This window comes from Aquisphaera insulae (assembly GCF_011064615.1).
GTDB classification, from domain to species: domain Bacteria; phylum Planctomycetota; class Planctomycetia; order Isosphaerales; family Isosphaeraceae; genus Aquisphaera; species Aquisphaera insulae.
Genome location: NZ_JAALJH010000005.1, coordinates 204,210 through 223,148, shown reverse-complemented (window position 1 = coordinate 223,148; position 18,939 = coordinate 204,210). Strand labels below are relative to the sequence as shown.

Sequence of the window (18,939 nt, the reverse complement as noted above, 5' to 3'; positions counted from 1 at the left end):
AGGGGGGGCCGGGGAATGCCGGTCAGTAGGCGCGCATCTCCTGCCGGTGTGCGTCCGGGGGAGGCAAGGGCGCGTGCCTGCGTTCGGTGCCGCCGCGGATCGCCTCCGCGGAGACCAGGTCGATGACCCGACGCGTCTTCTCGTCCAGCTCGCGGATCAGGACGTCGACCCGGTTGAGCAGGTAGTAATAGAGGACGACCGAGAAGATGGCGACGACCAGTCCGAAGGCCGTCGCGACGAGCGCCAGGCTGATACCCTGCGCCAGGGCCTCGCCCCGCGAGGGGCCCATCCGGCCGCCGAGGGCGTCGAACGACTGGATGATCCCGACCACGGTGCCGAGCAGGCCGAGGAGCGGCCCGATCGTCGCCATGCCGCTCAGCAGGCGGAGGTTCCGCTTCATCTCCACGACCTCGCCGGCCGCGTCGAAGCTGACGACCTGGCGGATCGAGGATCCGGGGAGGCCCCAGGACTTGATCGCGGCGGCGATCGTCCGAGCCGCCGGGCTGTCGTGGGCCCGGCAGAGCTCGAGGGCCCGCTCGCGGTCCAGCTTGTTCGCCTCCAGCCGCTCGATCAGCCGATCGACGAAATCGGGCGGCACCACGCGCTTCCGCCGCAGGGCCAGGAGCCGTTCCAGGGCCACGCCCACCGTAAAGATCGAGCAGGCGGCCAGCGGCCAGAGCATCGGGTTGGCCTGGAAAAGGAGCTTCAATACGCTCCCCCGGTCGACCCCGGGCTTGCCCGCGGCCGGCTTGCCGGTCCCGGCTTCCTTCGGCTCGCCGGCCGGACCCGAGTCGGCCGGCTGCTGAACCGTGGGGGGATCGCTGGCCTTGCCGGGAGCCTCCTGGCCGCGAAGATCCGTCGGAACGCCCGCCAGGCCGATCAACCAGAGCAGCACCGCCGCGGCCCGAGCACAGGACGGTGCGTTGTTTCTGTTCATGAACCCGATCCCTGGATACACCGGAAGTTCGCCTCGGACGCGGCTCGATTCTAGCAAACTCCCGTCGAATGTCTCACTCCGCCTCGATACCAAGCTCGCGCAGCTTCGCGGCCAGGCGGTCGGCCCGGTCTCGTTCGAGGTCAGCCCGGTCGCGTTCGAGGTCAGCTCGATCGCGTTCGAGGTCAGCTCGATCGCTTTCGATGTCAGCTCGATCGCGTTCGATGTCAGCTCGCCGGTCGGCCTCATCCCGTTCATCGGCGAGCTCGACACTGGTCTGGAAGAGGCGGCCGCGGGGGTCGAGAAGCCTCAGGTATTCCGGTGGGTCGGCCCGCTCGAACCGGATCTTGAGGAGAGGGCTTGTCGACCCGTACACCATGGGCACGGGCTTCAGGCCGCGACCTTTCCTCAGCCAGCCGAGTAGCTTGCCGGTGTCGGGGTCGAAGTCGTAGAACTCCCGGGCCCCAAATCGATCGTAGAAGCGAAGCTTCTCCGCCATCTCGGCGTCATCGTTGCTGGGCGATCGGATCTCGAAGACAACCTGTGGGGCGATACCATCTTCTTCCCATTGCCGATACGACCCGCGACGGCCCTTGGGGCGGCCGATGGCGACCATGACGTCCGGCGCGGTGACGATCCGAGGGTCACCCTCCACCGGATACCAGAAGAGGTCCCCGGCGACGAAGACGTCGTTGCGGTCGCGGAAGAGGATCTCCAGGTTCTCCTTGATGAGGACAATCCAATGATACTGGAGCGTGTTTTCCGCCATGGGCCGACCGTCGCTGTCGGGGTAGACGACATGGTCCAGTGGCTTTGGCAAGAAGATCCTGCTCATGGCATCCTCGGCTCGCGTACCGCTGGGCCCTGTAGACCAGGCTTCGTCGTCTCCAAGGGAGTATACCGAATCGCCACGAATCGACCAATCGAGGCTCGTCGGAACTAACGTACAGGTCGAGCGGCTGGCTGGTCCCTCCCGCGATGGCAAGTTACTGCGATTGACCGTTCCGGCTGACCTGAGGATGATCCGGCCGAGGGCGCCCGCGAGGATGCGCGGCGACATGATCGGCAGCAAGCGGAGGTGGGGCATGAGGCAGTCTGGACGTTGGCTTCCGATGAGTCGTCCATCCGCGGTCTTCATCCTGGCGGTGTTCCTGCTGCCGGATTGCCGGTCGCTCGCGTCACCCTACTACCAGATCACTCGCATCGGTTTCGACTTTGCGCAACTCAACAACGCCGGTCAGGTCTCCGGAACCGTCGACTATTACGCGGGCTTTTATGAACGCGATTCGAACGGGACGTACACGGCCTCCTGGATGCGCTCGCCCGCGGTCTATGATCCTTCCCAGGGAGGCAAGGTGACGCTCCTTGGGGTCACTTCGCCCAGCGGGACGGATCCGGGACACTACGACTGGCGCGGCACTGCGTCCGGCCTGAGCGACTCCGGTCAGGTCGTCGGCATCAGGGGGGCGAACGGGGAGAGCTACTCATACGACAGCAAGTCCGGCACGCTCTCGGATATCCCGGTAAATTATGCACACATCTCACCTTTGGGCCAGATCGTGGGCACGAATCCGGTGAAATTGCCGGACGGCACGACGTCGAGCCATCCGGTCTCGTATCAGAACGGCACCCTCACCGACCTTGGCCTGCCGCCGGGGATGGTCTCCGTGAATACCCAGGCGGTGAACAGTTCCGGGCAGGTCCTCGTCCAGGGCTACGACGGTACCAGAGCTGAGACGCTCTCCTTCCTCTACAACAAGGGAACATGGACGAACCTGGGATCGATGTCCGCGAGCCTGCTGAATTCGCGGGGAGACGTTGCGGGCGTTCGCTACTCGGGCGACTACTCGAGTCAGGTTGCCGTCTACATGCCTCACGGCGGCTCCGCGACGATCATCGGAACTCTCCCGGGATACTCCGTGAGCGAACCGTTGGGCATGAACGACAGGGGAGAGATCGTCGGCAACTCCATCGGGTCCGCCACAACGAACGTCGGGGTCCAGGGGTTTCTTTACAGCAATGGCCTTTTGACGAATCTGAACGACCTCATCGACCCGGCTTCCGGCTGGACGATCCATCAAGGGCTCCAGATCAATGACAAGGGCCAGATTCTCGCCCTGGCGGATCAACTTCACGGGGGGGCCACCATGCTCCTGCTCACCCCGTCCGGATTGGACGCTCCGCCCGATGCCGTGATGCCGGAGCTCCCGGTCCCTGAACCCTCGACGCTCCTGGTCTTCGGTGGCCTATGTGCGGGCTGTCTCTGGCGATTCCGCAACCGCCAGTCGAATTCCTGAGCCGAGGTCCACGGGCGGGGCTCACGTGGGCTGCCGCACCTTGGCCTCGATTCGAGATCTCATGCGATCCACGCGAACCACATGACGGCGGTGAAATCCGCGGGCGATCCGTTCGTGCTCGTCGAACGCCTCGAGTTGGAAAGAGACCTGACGGCCGTCGAGGTGCGCGACGCGGGCGACGCACGTCACGGACCCGCCGACGGGCGTGGCGGCGAGGTGGTCGACGTCGACGTGGGAGCCGACCGAGGTTTCTCCCCCCTCCAGGAAGGGGCCGAGTGCCGCCCGCGCGGCGTGTTCGAGGAACCAGATCAGCCAGGGCGTGGAGAGGATGAGCGGCATCGCCCCGGCCGCCAGGTCGATGGCGTGGGCCGGCTCGACCGTGAATTTCAGCTCGCCCGTCGCACCGATCTTGAGGCCGCTTCGCATGCTCCAGTCACCCCCCGACGGCGATCAGCCGGCCGTTGGAACCCGGTCACGCCATTCCCTCCAGGCGCGGCGATCCCCGCCGTGGGGCTCGCCGGAGATGCACTCGAGGGACCAGACGATCTCCTCGCGGGGAATCTCGCCCGGATCATCGAGCAGGTCGATCAGCGTCTCGGACCCGAGCACGTAGCCGTGTCGGCCCAGGTTTCGAACCGCACGCAGGCGGTCGCGGAACCGGGCCGAGGCGTCGGCGGCCAGCGGGATGACCCGAGATCGGAGGGCATCCTCGACCGCCTGAGAGGGAGGAACACGAACGCCGGTGCCACGGGACCGCACCGAGCCTCGCCAGTCGCGAAGGAGCCCCTCGAAGTCCATGCCGAAGAGGCGACGGAACAGGGCCTCCTGATTGCGGATCTTGCGCGCTTCGTGGAGGAGCTGCCGGAAGTGGTCCCGCCTCTCCTCGGGTGCGGCCGGCCCGGCGAGGTACTCCACCACGGATCGGGTCTGCGCGATGACCTGTTCTCCGCGTGCGAAGTCGGTGTATTCATACCACCTCCTGTAGAATTGCGACAGCGACCTGGGCGTCATCGAAAAGAGCTCGACGCCGAGCTCGCTCCTCCGCTCGATCGAGACGAGCATCTTCCGGTTCAGGACATCCGAATCGCGGGGCGTCGCGGTTATCAGGCCGTTCAGCCCGTTCGTCACCCAGGGAACCTCGAGCTTGGGGAAGCGAGCGATCACGTCGAGGTGGGTCACGATGAAACGGATCTCGTCCGCCGGCTCACCGAGTCTCCAGGGGACCATTTCGGTCGAAATGAGACCGCCCTGCGGAGCGGCCGCGCCGTCGAACAGGTAGAAATCCGACGGTTGCGCCTTGATGTAGTCGACGAAGTCGTCGCGTCGGTGGAAGACGAGGAGCTGGCGTGGCTTTTCTTCCGGCCCGGGCTCCCCGATGAAGGCACGGATCCGGGCGAGAGCGGTTTCGGACTCCTTCCGGAGCAGATCAGACGGATCCTCCGTCCCCGAATACCAGATCGTGAACGGGCCGACCTGTGAGCGTTCCCCGTCCGTCCGAGCAATCTTCCTGGCCGCGGCCAGGCCGAAACGGTCGCTTCCGAGGAACTTGATCCGTGCATTGATCAGAAGATAGAGCAGGACGTAGACCGCGACGAGGACGGCGAAAGCAGTGGCGATCATCCCCACCACAATGAGGAAGACACGAAGGAGCCTCTGGGCCGCTTCCCCTTCGCCGTCAGGGCTATTCCACGCGAACACGGCGATCCCAAAGCCGACGATTCCGCCCATCAGGGCCAGTCTGGTCAGATTTCGGTGCGTCTCTTTTCGCGCCTGGGCGGGAGTGAAGTGCTTCCACTGGCACCGGCGGCAGACCGGCGGATCCCGTTTCTGATCGCCCGGCACGAATCGTCGACCGCACTCGGAGCAGAGCGGGCCAAGCCGCAGATTCCTCGAGCTCGACCAGATCGCGAGGAGCACCGGAAGGCCGATCAGGCATATGATTGCCCCGGCACCACTGGAATCTCGAGCGCCCTGTTCCCGTAAGGCGCGGATCAGGCCTCCGACGAGGCCGACAATTCCGACCAGGAACGCGAAGTCGATCAAGTGGAACCGAAAGCGGCCGGGCATCCCAGGCGGGCTCCTCGAGCGTGGCGTGGGCAACGATGCTTGGCCCGAGTCTAATGCGACGCCATCCCGGAATGCGAGACATCGGGCCCGCGCAATACGGAAACGGACACGACCGGCCAAGGTCCCCCGGAGGTGGGACCCGACCGGCCGTGCCGTTGGCTCGGGAACATGCTTCGACCTCGGCTCAGCGACCGACGGTGCAGCACGAACGCTCCTCGGCCATCCCGCGGAGCTTGGCGAGGGCGACTTCCTGGATCTGGCGGATTCTCTCCTTGGAGACGTCGAGGAGCTCGCTGACCTGGCTCAGGGAGTGGCATTCCCGACCGCCCAGCCCGAACCGGAGCTGGAGGACCATCTCCTCACGCGGCTTCAGGTTCCGCATCATGGTCACGAGGTACTCGTCGAGCTCCGAATCGTGGGCCTCTTCCTCGTCCGGGTAGGCGAGCTGCGCCAGCAGGCTCGAGTCCCGGCCGGGGCCGCTCGCCGAATCGAGCGAGACCGTCGGGCGGGTCGCCGAATGGATCTGGCGGATCGTCGCATCCGAGCCGCTGGACTTGCGGACCTTCTTCTTGTTCCCGGCCGGCGGCTCCGCCGACTCGCCGTTGCTGTCGGCGAGCTGCTGGAGATGCCGCGGGTTCAGCCGCACGGGGTAGGCCCCGGCCGCGACGGCCCGCTGGATCGTCTGGCGAATCCACCACACCGCATACGAGGCCAGCCGCGTCTCCTTCGACGGCTCGAAGCGATCGATCGCCTTGAGCAGCCCGCAGAATCCCTCCTGGAGGAGATCCGAGCTGGAGACCCCGCGATTGCGGTACTTCCGCACGACGTGGGCGACCAGCCGGACATTGGCCATCGCCAGCTTCGTCCGCAGAGCGTTGTACCGCTCGGCGACGTCGCCAAGAGTACGAGCCTCCTCCACTCCCGTCCCCGGGGCCTCGATCAGCCGGCGTACGAAGTCCTGGATCTCCTCGCCATCCTCGGCGGTCACCGGCGAGGGGGGGCCGACCCGAGGATTCCTGGGGTTCGCGGCGGATTCGACGAGGGCCTGCTTGCACTCGTGGAGCTGGGCCAGCAACGACCGCTCCTCGTCGGGGGTCAGCACCTGGACATCGGCACGATTGAGTATCGCGGCGCTCGCCACGTCGTAATTGCGGAGGTCTCGGGGGGCCATGGTTGATTCGTCTCCTAGCGTGAACCTGAGTCGAGGACGTATCGATGAATGAAGGAATGAGGCGGAGCTCAAGGCGCGGGGCGATCGGCCTCGCCGCGATCGGCGGCGAACTCTTCCAATCCCTGCGCGGATTCGGGGGCCCATGCCGGCCCTCGATGCGGCCGGATCGACTCAGATCCGGAAGACCCGCCGGGCGCTCTCTGCCGGGACGAATAGGGGTATGAGTCCTGGCCGCGACCCCGTACGGATCGAGCCTCGGGCGCCGAGTTCGAGACGTCCCGGACACCGCGTACCCTGCAGGAGCAGGTCCGCGAGCCAGTCCAGGAGACGAGAGGGGACGAGGGCGAGGCCCCGGCCGGAGTCATCGTGACGGGATCGAACGATGCCGCGTCCCGTCGTGCTGGTCGTCGAAAAGCCCATGATGACCTCCCGCCTGGGGTGCTCGGCCGGCCCAGTTCGGCCGACCCTGTCGCCCCCGTCTACCTCCCTGAACGGCGCCAGGGGCCAACTGTCTCGCGGCGATGAGATTTTTTTTCGTCGCCGCGCCTTGAAATCGTGGTAAGATCGAGTAGTCAGCTCCGAGATCTCAACCGAAAGTTCTGGCTCAGTATTGAGTTGCGCGGAGGGTCAGGCCTTGGAGCGCGTCAAGGAAGAGCCTCGCCTTTGCGAACTCTCGACGAACTGGACGATGCTCTTCCGGGCGAGCCATGGCACTCCCGAGGAGGTCAGCGACGCCCTCAAGCTGATGATGCTGCGCTATTCCGGCGCGGTGCATCGGTATCTGCTCAAGACCGTCGGCGATCCCGACGAGGTCACCGAGCTCGACCAGGAGTTCGCCCTCCGGTTCCTGAAGGGGAACTTCCTCAAGTACGACCCCACCGTGGGGCGCTTTCGGGACTACGTCCGCGGCGCGGTCCGCAACCTGATGATCGACTATCATCGTCGCCAGACCAGCTCCAGGAAGAAGATTCGCCATCTCGACACCGATCTGGAGGCGACGATCGTGGGGGAATCCGGCCTCGAGGGGCTGGATGAGCAGGTAGATCAGGCGTGGCGGGACGACCTCCTCGACCGGGCCTGGGAATCGCTCGCGGAGCTCGAGTCGCGGACGGGCCAGCCTTACCATACGGTCCTCAAGCACCGCGTCCGCCACCCGGACCAGAAATCCGCCCAGATGGCGGCGGCCCTCTCGCCGGCCCTGGGGCGGACGCTCACCAGCGGGGCCGTCCGCCAGCTCCTCCAGCGCGCACGCGAACGCTGGGCCGCCTCGCTCATCGATGAGGTCAAGCTCAGCCTCGACGCCCCGACCCGCGACAACGTCGAGCAGGAGCTCGCCGACCTCAAGCTCCTTCACCTCTGCAAGCCGATCCTCGATCGGATCGACCTCGGGAAGGCGGCGGACTGACCGTCCCGGGTGAATGAAGCGAAGTACGCACGCTTCGAATGGAATAAATTCGGAATCCGAGTCCGAATCGTGCCCCGAGGCGTGGAAACGCGTATAATCGCGGCTCGTCGACGTCGCCGAGCGCATATTGGGGTCCGATCGGCGCGTGGGTCGACGAACCACTGGGGCACCCTTCCGATGCGACGTTTCACCCAGGGCGCCGGCGACGGGCGGAAGATCGTCGTCGTCGAGGTGCGCGGGTCCAGCCTGATCGTCTCCCGGCTCCAGCCGGATGGGACGACCCGAAGATCGGAACGACAATTCAACAACGAGGACGAGGCCGCCGGCGCGGCCGGCCAGCTCGCCCGAGAACTTCAGGGCAGGGGCTACGAGGAGCACGGTGCGGCGAAACCCGCGAAGAGCCGCCAGGGGGTGGCATCGACCTCGGGTCGAGCGACGGCCCCGCCGTCGCGGCCGTCGCCGTCGTCTCAGGACTCCGGCGACGCCCACCTCCTCGAGGGTCTGTCGGAGGGGACGGCGGCCGAGCCGGTCCTGCCGCGGCGGCCGGCCAGCCCCGCCGAATCGAGCCCGGGAGCCGGGGCCGAGGGGCCGCGGGCGAAGACGAAGCCGAAGAAGAAAAAGAAGAAGAAGCGCAAGTCGGATGCGAACGGCGACGGCCTGGACAAGCGGGTGCTGGCCGGGATCGGCCTGGTCGGTGCACTGCTACTCGGCGGGTTCGGTTACATCGTCTACGACCAGTTCCTCAAGCCTCCCAGCATCGTCGGGACCTGGCGGGGCTCGATGACCGAACACGAGATCAGCAAGTACCTGATCCACACCAGCTACGACCTGGTCCTCGACGAGGACCATCGTGCGGAGATGACGATCGACCGGACCACGTCGCGGGGCACCTACACCCTGAAGGGGAATCGGCTCAAGCTGTCGCTCAAGTCCGATCAGGAGGAGAAGCTGAAGGCCGAGCTGGCGGCCGCGGCTCGTCCCCAGGCAAAAGGAGGGGCGGACGCGGACGCCAAGGAAGAGGATGGGGAGGGGAAGGAGAAGGAAGAGGGGGACGACGGCCCGGCGCCAATCGACTTCGGGCCGAGCGAGACCGAATACAAGGTCGTCGTCGGCCGGGCCACGCTCGACCTCATCGATCCGTCGACGAACAAGCTGGTGGTCCAGCTCATCCGCTTCACCGAACCTCCGAAGGTGGGCAAGGGCCCGGGGGGGGGATCTCCCGCCGAGGCCCCGAAGGACCTGGCCGCGGAGGCCGCGAAGGCGGATCCGGCGGCCGATGCCGCGATCGCGGCCCAGGAGATCTCTCCCAAGGATACGGCCTTCCGGGTCAAGTACCCGAAGGGCTGGAAGACCGACACGGGGAGCCGGCCGGACAATTCGTATTCGTGGGTTACCCTGGAGAACGGCTCGGCGAAGATCGGAATCTACGCGGACGTTCAGGGATCATTGATGTCCGGATCGGATGCGTCCCGGCACGACGAGCCGGAGGGGAGCGAGTTCGCCCCCGTCCACGCCGCCCACGAGATGTACAAGAAGACCGTGGCCGAGGAGTTCTCCGAGTACAAGGAGAGCAAGCCGGTCGTGATCAAGGCCGCGGGGCTCGGCGAGGGCCGGATCGCGGTCTTCAACGCGTCCGAGGGAGGGATCCTGGGATCTACGGTCCTCCGGGGATACCACGTCACGTTCCTCTCGCGGGATCGCCGCGTCTCGGTCATCTGCCGATGTCCGTCCGGCGAATTCGCGAAGCACAAGGCGACGTTCCTTGCCGTCTGCCGGAGCCTGGGCCGCTGAAGCGGCGGTTCAAGTCCGTGTCGCCCCGGCGCCGATAACCAGCACCGGGGCTTCGGGGGCTCGAGCCACACGCGGTCGATGTCGGCGCCTGCGCCGCGACGGGTGACGAGCGAGCGCCCGGCTCGGGCGGCCCACGTTGACAGGGCATGGGGTTCCGGCTAAAGTCCCGCCGCACGTCGCAACCATACCGCGACGATCGGCCGGACGTTTCACCATGCATCTCCAACGGCGAGCGACTCGCCCCGGTTCGTGGCCTTATGGTGCAGGCGCGTGTTCGGGCGATTCCAGGGACGGAGACGCATTCCGGCACGTGTCGCCTTCAGACGGGCGAGGGTTAATCATGGACGATGTCCCCGCCGGTCCGGCGAGCCCGGAGCCGCGGAGGCCACCGCTCTCCGTCGTCGTCCCCGTGAGGAACGGAGGCGAGGACTTCGGGCAATGCCTCCGACGGCTTCGAGACTCCACCTGGTCGGACTATGAGCTGATCGTGATCGACGACGGCTCCTCCGACGGTTCCGCGGCGTTGGCCCGCCGTCACGGAGCGATCGTGGCACGCAACGACCGGGCGCTCGGTCCGGCGGCCGCCCGCAACCAGGGCGCCCAGCTTGCCACCGCCCCGTTCATCTTCTTCCTCGACGCCGACGTCGCCGTGCATCCCGAGGCCGTCTCCCGCGCCATGGGGCGATTTGTCCGCGACCCGGGCCTGACGGCGCTCTTCGGGTCGTACGACGACCGCCCCTCGGCCCCCGGGCTGGTGAGCCAGTTCCGAAACCTCCTGCATCACCACGTCCACCAGCAGGGGGAATTCCGGGACGACACCCGGCCCGCACACACGTTCTGGACCGGGTGCGGCATGATCCGCCGGGACGTCTTCCTGGATTTCGGCGGCTTCGACCCGAGGCTCTACCCGAAGCCCGCGATCGAGGACATCGAGCTCGGCTACCGGCTCACGCGTGCCGGCCATCGGATCGTGCTGGCCCGGGACGTCCTGGCCACTCACATGAAGCGCTGGACGCTCCGAGAGATGGTCCGCACCGACGTCTTCAGCCGGGGCGTCCCGTGGACCCTGCTCATGAAGAGGTCCAAGACGATCGAGACGGACCTGAACGTGAAGCCGACGCAAAAGGTCTGCGTCATCCTCACGGCGATCGTCCTGGCGTCCCTGGCCGGGTTGGTGGCCACGCCATGGGCGGCCATCGCGACGGTGACGGGGGCCGCCGGAGTGGTCTACCTGAATCGCGATTTCTACGGCTTTCTCGCGAGGATTCGGGGGAGGGTGTTCGCCCTCGGGGTGCTGCCGGTCCACCTGGTCTACTACACTTGCTGCGGCTGCTCCGTGATCATCGCCCTCTTCGAGTGGCACATCCTGGGAAGGCTCGGCGGCACCGCCGCGGCCGGGAGCGGAGGCCCGCGGCTGGACCGCGGCGAGGCCGGCGTCCCGCGTCCGTTCCTGGTGCGGCTGGCCGGGAGGCTGGCACGTTGGACGAGACGACGACAACGGTCGCGCTGATTCGAGCAGGCCGCCGGCGAGGTGGCGTCGCCGAGGCGCTCGCCCTCGTCGACGGGGAGCTGCGACGGAAGCTGGCGGACGAGCCCCGTCCGATCCTGATCCCGACGGCCGACGGCCGCTCCCGGACGCACCGAGACATGCTCTCCTCGGTCGCCGATTTCGTCCTGGCCGGAGGGGCCTCCGAGCTCTCGGTCGCCTCCACGGGCGCCGATTATCAGGCCGAGCTCTGGGGCCGCCCCGCGAAGTTCACCACCACCGACATCCTCGCCGCCGATCTCGACTGGAGCGTGCTTTCCTGGGCCGAATCGACCGGAAGTCCGGGAGAGCTTCGCATCCCCGCCGCGGCCGCCGGCTCCCGCTGCCGGATCGTGCTGGGCGTCGCGAGGGCGCACGAGTCCTTCCGACTGGCGTTCGGACTGGCCGCGCTGACCGGCCTCGTCCACCCGGCCGATCGGGGACTCCTCGGGCAGAGGCAGACGGGCCTCGGCTCCCTCCGAGGACCGCTCATCCGGGGCTGGCTGGCGATGCGGGCCATCGCCGGCGGGATGCGACCGACCGGAGCCGAGCGAAGGCGGCTGGAGAAGGTTGAGCGAGCGACCCGGGCCCTGGTGGCACTCGTCGCCCACGCGACCCCATCGTTCAGCGTCGTCGAGGCCGGCGAGGGCACCTTCGTCGCGGGCTCCGATCCCGTGGCCGTTGACGCCGTTGCGGCGGCCGCCCTGGGATTCGACCCGATGGAGATCGGTCACCTCCGCATGGCCCACGCGATGGGCCTGGGCACGGCCGACCTGACGCGGATCGTGATCGAAGGGGATCCGCTCCGGTCCCCGCCCCGCCGGCTCCGCCTCGATCCGGCCGACCGCCTGCTCCGGCTGGCGACCACGACCACGGCCCTCGCCCCGCCGAGGCCGCACTTCGCCACCGTCCCGCTGGTCCAGGGATCGAACGATGCGCATCGGGTTTGACGGCACCTGCCTGGCCAACCGGCGCGGCTTCGGCCGGTTCTCGAGGCTCCTCCTCGACGCCCTGGCGCGGCACGCGCCCCGGGACCTGGAGCTGGTCGTCTTCCTCGATCGCCCCTCCGCGGGGAGCGTCACCCTGCCGGGCGGCGTCCATCCCGCAATCGTGGAGCTCGATCGGGCCCCGGCCGAGGCCGCCTCCGCCAGCGGCCGGCGCCGGATCAAGGACATGCTGGCCATGTCTCGCGCCGTCGCGCGGGCGAAGCTTGACGTCATGTACTTCCCGGCGACCTACACCTTCTTCCCGGTCTGGAACGTACCCCGCCTCGTCGTGACCATGCACGACACGCTGGCACTGGCGCATCCCGACCTCGTGTTCCCGACCCGCGGGGGCCGCCTTGCCTGGCTGCTCAAGGAGCACGTCGCCGCCCGGACGGCCGATCGGATCGTGACGGTCTCCGAGACCTCGAGACGCGACCTCCAGTCCTGGTTCGGTCTCCCCGCCGATCGACTCCGGGTCGTCACCGAGGGCCCCGCGCCGGTCTTCCGACCACAGGGGAACCGCCTCGCGTCCGAACTCGTGCTCGACCGATACGGCATCCCCGCCGACTCCCGTTATTTCGTCTACGTCGGCGGATTGAGCCCCCACAAGAACCTGCCGCGCCTGGTCGAGGCCTTCGCCCGCGTCGCCGGACCGGGCGTCCTCCTCGTGATCGTGGGGGACTTCGGCGATGTCTTCCACACCGATGTCGCTTCGATCCGCGTCGCCATCGATCGCCATGGCCTCTCGGCGAACGTCATCCTCCCCGGATTCGTCCCCGATGAGGATCTTGTCCACCTCTACTCTCGGGCCATGGCCGTCGTCCAGCCGTCGCTGATGGAGGGCTTCGGCCTCCCCCCGGTCGAGGCCATGGCGTGCGGTGTCCCCGTCGCCGCCAGCCGGGCCGGATCCCTGCCGGAGATCGTCGGCGACGCAGGACTCCTCTTCGATCCGACCGACATCGAGTCGATCGCCGACGCCCTGCGGTCGATCCGTGACGACTCGCCGCTCCGCGAGCGCCTGGCGGCCCTTGCGCTCGATCGTTCGCGGAGATTCTCCTGGGACCTCGCCGCCAGGCAGTTGCTGGACTGCTTCCTCGAATTCGTCCCCGATGACGGGAGACGATCGGGCGACGGTCGGAAGGCCGGCTGACCGGGGGGCCGGCCGCAAGTCCGGCTGGAGACAGGAGGAGTTCGGGATCACGCCCTCTGCATCACCGCCTGCATCGTGACTCCGCGGCGGCCGATGAGGGCCGTGGCGTTGCCCCCGGCGACGCCGTCGCGATCGCCGTCGATGGGCCGGTCGTGGGAGTCGGTCAGCCCCTGGCCAGTGAGCCGCAACTGGAGCGTCGCGGAGACCTTCATCGGCTTCGCCAGCGTAATCGTGACGGCCCGGCCGTCGGCGGCGAGATCGACGGATCGTAGCCTGTAGACTTTTGCATTTTTCGCGTCATACGAGTTCTTCTTGCCGGGTGCCGCCAGTCGATAGAAGGCCGCGGTCGCCGCCCGGGGACCGATGGGGGCGCTGAAGGTGACGACGATCTGCGTGAGATTCTTCTTGCGATCGAGGACGGCTGCGACGCTCGCCACGGTCACCGGCGCGGGCGGGTCCGAAGTGGGCTGGGCGGGCGGATCTCCTCCCGCCGGATCGCCGGGGAAGGCCTGATCGACGTTCAGGATGCGAAGGGTCGTGGTCGAGGCGGCCCCCAGCGTGGCCCCTCCCAGGGGGGACTGGAGGGCCAGATTCAGGATCCGCGTCGGGTTGGCCTGGCCGTCGCGGAGGAGCGGGATGCGGACCGATTTGCTCGTCTCTCCGGCGTCGAAGACCAGGGTCTGGCCGCTCCAGGCGTAGTTGGTGCCGGCCGCCGCATCGCCTCCCGCGATGACCACCTGGACCGTGACGGAACCATCCGCCCCCCCCGATCGAGTGACCGGGATCCAGATCGATCCGGCATCCTCGTGGACGGCGTAGCTGTCCGAGAAGTTGAATTCGCCCGGATGCCGGGCGCCCGGCGACGGAGGGGGGTCGTCATCCAGGATGGTGACGTCCATGGTGGAGGGTATGCCGATCGTCGCCCCTCCCGACGTCCTCCAGAGACGAAGGAGCGCGGCCTCATCACCCGCGGCCACCGCGTCATCGAGGAGGAACAAGTCAATCACCTTGCTGGTCTCTCCCGGTTCGAACCAGACCAAGCCGGACTGGCCGTGCATGTTCGGAGAGCCGTCGTCCGCGAGCGAGCCCGCCGTGTAGTCGACGCTGACCGTGCCGTCGGAGCCGCCGACGCGATCGATGATCACCTGGAGCGAGCCGGCACTCTCGCTCACGGTTGTCGTAGTGGTCTGGAACTGGAAGACTCCATGACGTATCGGATCGTCGTCGCCGATCGTCACGTGGAAAGTCGCCGGCTCGCCGAGGAACGCGCCCGATGCGTTGCCCAGGACCACGCGGAAGTCCTCGTCGGGCTCGTGCTGCGAGTCGTTCAGGATCGGGATCGAGATGAACTTGACGGTCTCCCCGGCCGCGAACGCCAGGGTCCCCGAGAGGTCCGCGTAGTCCGAACCGGCGTTCGCCATTCCGGCTACCAGGCGGTAATCGACGCTCGCCGCGGAACTCGCGTCGCCCAGCCGGATGACCCGGATCGAGGCGTTGCCGCCGCCCTCCGAGACGCTCGCGGCCGAGGATTCGAATCGGATCGCGCCGAGGCTGAATCGCCCGGCGGTCAGGAACGGCTGCATCGGGGCGGAGGTGACCGACCACGGGCTGGCCGGGACGGCGATCGACTGGATGGAGCCGAAGTGGCCCGTACCATCACCGGCCATCACCGAAACCGCGGACGTTCCGCCGAAGGTATCGTTATACGAGAAGACGATGTCCGTCTTGCCGTCGCCGTTCACGTCCCCCAGGGCCAGCAGGGCCATCCTCTCGCCGGCATCGAGACTCGGCCATTCGGTGAAGCGGCCCGTGCCATCTCCTTTCAAGACAGAGATGGATCGGTTGGACAGATACGTGGCCGAGTAGCCGACGAGGTCGAGCTTGCCGTCGCCATCCAGGTCCGCGGGAAGGAAGCGCTCGGCGTCGCCGCCGAAGGACGAGGTGACGGAAGCCGCGAACTTCCCGTTTCCCTGGCCGTGGAAGAGGGTGAGGCCGGCGCCCGTGATCCCGAGGATGTCCGCCTTGCCGTCGCCGTCGTAGTCGCCGAGGTTGACCGGCCCGAACGACCAGCCGCCGGTCGGGAACGAGGCGCGGACGACCGTATTGGCGTTGTAGCGGAGCGTCCCTGTCCCGTCGCCGAAGAGGACCGCGTAGGCGTAGGGCACCACGTCGTAGCCCTCGCTGTGCGAGAGGCTGGCCACCAGGTCGAGATAGCCGTCGCCGTTGACGTCGGCGAACTCGCCCTCGAACAGGCCGGTGGTCTCGCCGGAGCTGACCGCGGGCGAGGTCGTCGGGGCCAGGTCGAATCGCCCGTCGCCCCGGCCCAGGAGCACGCCGATCGTGGCTCCGCCCCGACCGGGGAGGAGCACGACGTCGGGTCGTCCATCGTTGTTCAGGTCTCCGACGCGGAGCCGCGAGTTGTCCCTGGGGCCCGAGGACGACAGGATCGGCTCACCGAAGCGGCCGTCGGCGCTCGCCAGGAAGACCGCGATCCCGGAGGGCTCCAGCTTGATCCAGTCCGGCAGGCCGTCGCCGTTGACGTCCGCCTGGGCCATCGCCGGGCCGCCGTCGCTGGCCGACCTGGTGTTCGAGCCGAGCGTCGGGCCCGGGACGTCGGACGGAGAAAAGAGGCCGTTGCCCCGGTTGGTGAAGATCCGGATGGTGGAGAGGGTCGCGTTGCCCAACACCACGTCGAGCTTGCCGTCGCCGTCGATGTCCGCGATCGCGGTGGAGGCAACTCCGCTCGTCTCGGAGCTCGCGCTCGGCGCGGATGCTGTCGCGGTGAACCCTCCCCGGCCGTCTCCCCGGAAGATCCAGACGCCTCCGTCCGAAGCCGAAAGAGCCAGGTCAAGCCGCCCGTCGCCATCCAGGTCCGCCGGGTCGGCCCCGAGCGTCAGGCCGGCGCGATCGATGATCGTCCCCGGCAGGGGTGAGAAGTGACCCCGGCCATCGCCGAGGAGGGTCGTGATCGAGGTCTGGATCGGATCGCCGCTGTACGCGAAAGCGGTCAGGTCGGTGACCACGACGAGGTCCAGATGCCGGTCGCCATTGAAGTCCCCGGCGCGAACGGTCCCGGGCTTGTCGTTGTGCGGGTAGTCCAGTGTGACTGCGGCGGCGCGGCCCGACGCCGTGCTGGCGTAATAGTAAACACCTTCGGAGCTCCAGTAGCCGAACCGGCTGGTGGCCGCCACGATGTCCGGCTTGCCGTCCTCGTTGAAGTCCGCGATCGCGTAGCCGGTCGGGTATTCCGCCGTGCGCAGGTCCAGGCTTTCGGACAGGGAGTAGCCGACGTACGGATCCCTCGAGATCACCAGGATCTGGCCGTTCCCGTCTAAGCTTCCGTTCCACAGGGCGGCCAGCCCCGGCGCGAAGGACGTGCCGGTGTAATTCGCGTTATTGGGCAGCGGGATGGGGCTGTCCGGATCCTCCGCGAAGTGCCCCTTGCCGTCATTGAGATAGACCAGGACGGTCGCCTGGTCGCGGCCGGTGAGCTCGCCGACGACGATGTCGGTGTGTCCGTCGCGGTTCCAGTCGACGACTGCGACGCTCGCCGGCGGGATGGTGGGGGTGTCGTCGAGGACAACGGGAGCGTCGAATCGGCCGCCGCCGAGGTTGCGCTGGGTGGCCACACGCCAGAGGCTGGTGCCGTCCGGGGCCTTGCCTCGATCGAGGAGGATCACCAGGTCCGGAAGGCCGTCGCCGTCGAGGTCCGCCGCGGAGACCGACTCCGGCCGGCCGTAGCCGAGGCGGATGGAGTCGCCGACGGTCCCGATCGATCCGCCGTCGCCCCCAACGATGGTCAACACGTTGGACGTGTTCGAATGGACCGCGACCCGGACCGGGACGGCCGCAGCCATCGGAATCCCTGCGGCGTCCCGGAGAGTCGGGCCGTTGACGCGGACCGTGTAGTCCCCGCCGCCGATCCCGGCCGTCGAGACCGTCAGGATCGTGCGGTGCGAGCTGCCCGAATCCGAATAGATGGCCGAGAGAACCCTCAGGCCGGCGGTGGTTTCGGAGCCAACCGCGTAATTCGAGGGGTCGGCGGCCGGCCCGGGGGCCATGGCCGCGGTGAAATCGACGGCCACGCGGATCCGATCCGAGGCCACCTGATCCAGGTAGGAGACCCCGGCGATTCCCGTGAGGCAGCGGCGAGACTCAAGCGTCTCGAGCGCCAGGATTCTCTTCTTAAGGGCCAGTCGGCTCGACATGGCGGTGGGCTCTCGATTCAGACTTTGATCTCAGGGATGGCAAGCTCGGTCCCGGCGAGGCGATCGGGGATGACAGACAACCTGGCAAATCCGCTCCGTCGTGATCCCCTGAGAGCAATTCCCGCCGTCCGCCGGGATCGGTCACACCGCCATCCCGCACCACTCGCAGAAGGTCTTGGCGGTGAGGACTGCGCGGTTCGACTGGTTTTCGGATTATTGCTATGCCAGAATCAGGCAAGATTGCAGATAGCCCTGGACGGGTGGTCGAGTGACGGGATCGCGCATGGAATTCACGACGTCTCCGGATGACGATGAAGAGCTCTTTCTCGTCGCGGCGGCGGGAGGCGACCAGGGGGCGCTGCGACGGCTTCTGGAGCGGCATCGGGCGAGGCTCAGGCGGATGGTCGCGTTGCGGCTCGATACGCGTCTATCCGCGCGGGTGGACGCGTCCGACGTCGTCCAGGAAGCGATGCTCGACGCCGCCCGGCGGCTCTCGGATTACGAACGAGAGCGCCCGCTGGCCTTCTACCCGTGGTTGCGTCGACTCACGGCCGATCGGCTCGCCGACGTCCACCGGCTGCATCGTCGCGAGGGGCGGGATGTCTGCCGCGAAGAGCGACAGGGCGTGCCGGACGCCTCGTCGGGCCTGCTGGTCGACCTCCTCGTCGCCAGCGACACCACGCCCGGCATGGCCCTGGATCGGGACGAGCAACGTCGGCGCGTGCGAGAGGCCCTGGGGCGGCTCGCTCCCAGAGATCGAGAGGTCCTCGTGATGCGGCATCTGGAGGATCTCCAGGTGGCCGAGATCGCGGCCATCCTGGAGATTTCCGTGAGCGCCGCCAAGATGCGGCACCTGCGAGCGATCGAGCGAATCAGGGAAATCCTGGAGTCCGATGGCCACGGACCGGCCTCGTGATCGATCGCCGATTCGTGGCCCCTTTCGTGAGCCCCCCTCAACGAGTGCATCGGAGCCGTCGGGGAGGATCGGCGATTCGTGGCCCTGGCTCGACCCGACCCCTCGGTTCGACTCCACGTCGATCTTCGGGAGCCACGACGAGGAGGACCGGCGTCGCCAAAGTGGGGAGTTCAGTCGGCGACAGTCCGGGCAAGCCAGCGCCGGCCCCGATTTCCTCCCGACTCGAAACCGGCGTGGGGCCCGGCTCCGGCTCGCCCATCAGCCGAAACGTCCGCGCGCTCTCGATAGCCCGAAGGAAGGCGATGCGCTGGGGATGCATGCGGCGGGGTGGTCGGCATCGCATGAAGCGTACCTCAACTCGCGAGGAGATCATCCAGGGCCGCGGCCACGACCGGACATGCCTCATGCGCGGACGAATTGTCCGATCTGAGGGGATCTGCTCTGGTCCCTGCCGGTGGCCAGGTTGTCGTGTGTCCTCTAACTGAGAAT

At 67.6% G+C, this 18,939-nt stretch carries 13 protein-coding genes; 7 read left to right on the top strand and 6 right to left on the bottom strand.

What is annotated here, in order from left to right:
• Positions 1–22 precede the first annotated feature (22 nt).
• Positions 23–937: a MotA/TolQ/ExbB proton channel family protein gene (locus G6O54_RS05220; RefSeq protein WP_165221099.1), complete on the bottom strand. Its 915-nt coding sequence runs from the start codon at positions 935–937 to the stop codon at positions 23–25.
• Between the two features lie 73 nt (positions 938–1,010).
• Entirely contained in the window at positions 1,011–1,769 is a 759-nt protein-coding gene (locus tag G6O54_RS05215; RefSeq protein WP_165221096.1) for a Uma2 family endonuclease, read from the bottom strand.
• A gap of 277 nt (positions 1,770–2,046) precedes the next feature.
• On the opposite strand from G6O54_RS05215, the gene G6O54_RS05210 reads away from it, so the two are divergent.
• Positions 2,047–3,231, top strand: a complete 1,185-nt coding sequence (locus tag G6O54_RS05210) for a PEP-CTERM sorting domain-containing protein (RefSeq protein WP_165221093.1) — start codon at positions 2,047–2,049, stop codon at positions 3,229–3,231.
• 21 nt (positions 3,232–3,252) lie between these two features.
• Here G6O54_RS05210 and G6O54_RS05205 read toward each other — a convergent pair whose 3' ends face one another.
• The 3 genes from G6O54_RS05205 to G6O54_RS05195 form a co-directional block, all read right to left on the bottom strand.
• On the bottom strand, positions 3,253–3,657 hold the full coding sequence (locus tag G6O54_RS05205) for a thioesterase family protein (RefSeq protein ID WP_165221090.1): 405 nt from the start codon (positions 3,655–3,657) through the stop codon (positions 3,253–3,255).
• Between the two features lie 24 nt (positions 3,658–3,681).
• Positions 3,682–4,851 (bottom strand): hypothetical protein, encoded by a 1,170-nt coding sequence (locus G6O54_RS05200; RefSeq protein ID WP_165221087.1) that lies wholly within the window; start codon positions 4,849–4,851, stop codon positions 3,682–3,684.
• Between the two features lie 631 nt (positions 4,852–5,482).
• Positions 5,483–6,469 (bottom strand): sigma-70 family RNA polymerase sigma factor, encoded by a 987-nt coding sequence (locus G6O54_RS05195; RefSeq protein ID WP_165221084.1) that lies wholly within the window; start codon positions 6,467–6,469, stop codon positions 5,483–5,485.
• 634 nt (positions 6,470–7,103) lie between these two features.
• Between G6O54_RS05195 and G6O54_RS05190 the strand changes: the two genes are divergently transcribed.
• The 5 genes from G6O54_RS05190 (at position 7,104) to G6O54_RS05170 (ending at position 13,326) form a co-directional block, all read left to right on the top strand.
• Positions 7,104–7,874, top strand: a complete 771-nt coding sequence (locus tag G6O54_RS05190) for an RNA polymerase sigma factor (RefSeq protein ID WP_165221081.1) — start codon at positions 7,104–7,106, stop codon at positions 7,872–7,874.
• A gap of 177 nt (positions 7,875–8,051) precedes the next feature.
• Positions 8,052–9,665, top strand: coding sequence for a hypothetical protein (locus G6O54_RS05185; protein ID WP_165221078.1), 1,614 nt, complete (start codon positions 8,052–8,054; stop codon positions 9,663–9,665).
• A 340-nt stretch (positions 9,666–10,005) separates the two neighbouring features.
• A complete protein-coding gene (locus G6O54_RS05180) occupies positions 10,006–11,175 on the top strand; it encodes a glycosyltransferase family 2 protein (protein ID WP_165221075.1) in 1,170 nt (389 codons plus the stop codon).
• On the top strand, positions 11,145–12,140 hold the full coding sequence (locus G6O54_RS05175; RefSeq protein WP_165221072.1) for a DUF362 domain-containing protein: 996 nt from the start codon (positions 11,145–11,147) through the stop codon (positions 12,138–12,140). Before G6O54_RS05180 ends, G6O54_RS05175 begins: the two co-directional genes overlap by 31 nt.
• Positions 12,124–13,326: a glycosyltransferase family 4 protein gene (locus tag G6O54_RS05170; protein WP_165221069.1), complete on the top strand. Its 1,203-nt coding sequence runs from the start codon at positions 12,124–12,126 to the stop codon at positions 13,324–13,326. The genes G6O54_RS05175 and G6O54_RS05170 overlap by 17 nt, the downstream gene beginning before the upstream one ends.
• 47 nt (positions 13,327–13,373) lie before the next feature.
• Here the strand turns inward: G6O54_RS05170 and G6O54_RS05165 are convergent, their stop codons facing one another.
• Positions 13,374–17,534 carry an FG-GAP-like repeat-containing protein gene (locus G6O54_RS05165; protein WP_165221066.1) on the bottom strand — a complete coding sequence of 1,387 codons (4,161 nt, stop codon included), beginning with the start codon at positions 17,532–17,534 and terminating at the stop codon, positions 13,374–13,376.
• A gap of 283 nt (positions 17,535–17,817) precedes the next feature.
• On the opposite strand from G6O54_RS05165, the gene G6O54_RS05160 reads away from it, so the two are divergent.
• Positions 17,818–18,450 carry a sigma-70 family RNA polymerase sigma factor gene (locus tag G6O54_RS05160; protein ID WP_165221063.1) on the top strand — a complete coding sequence of 211 codons (633 nt, stop codon included), beginning with the start codon at positions 17,818–17,820 and terminating at the stop codon, positions 18,448–18,450.
• Positions 18,451–18,939: the final 489 nt, after the last annotated feature.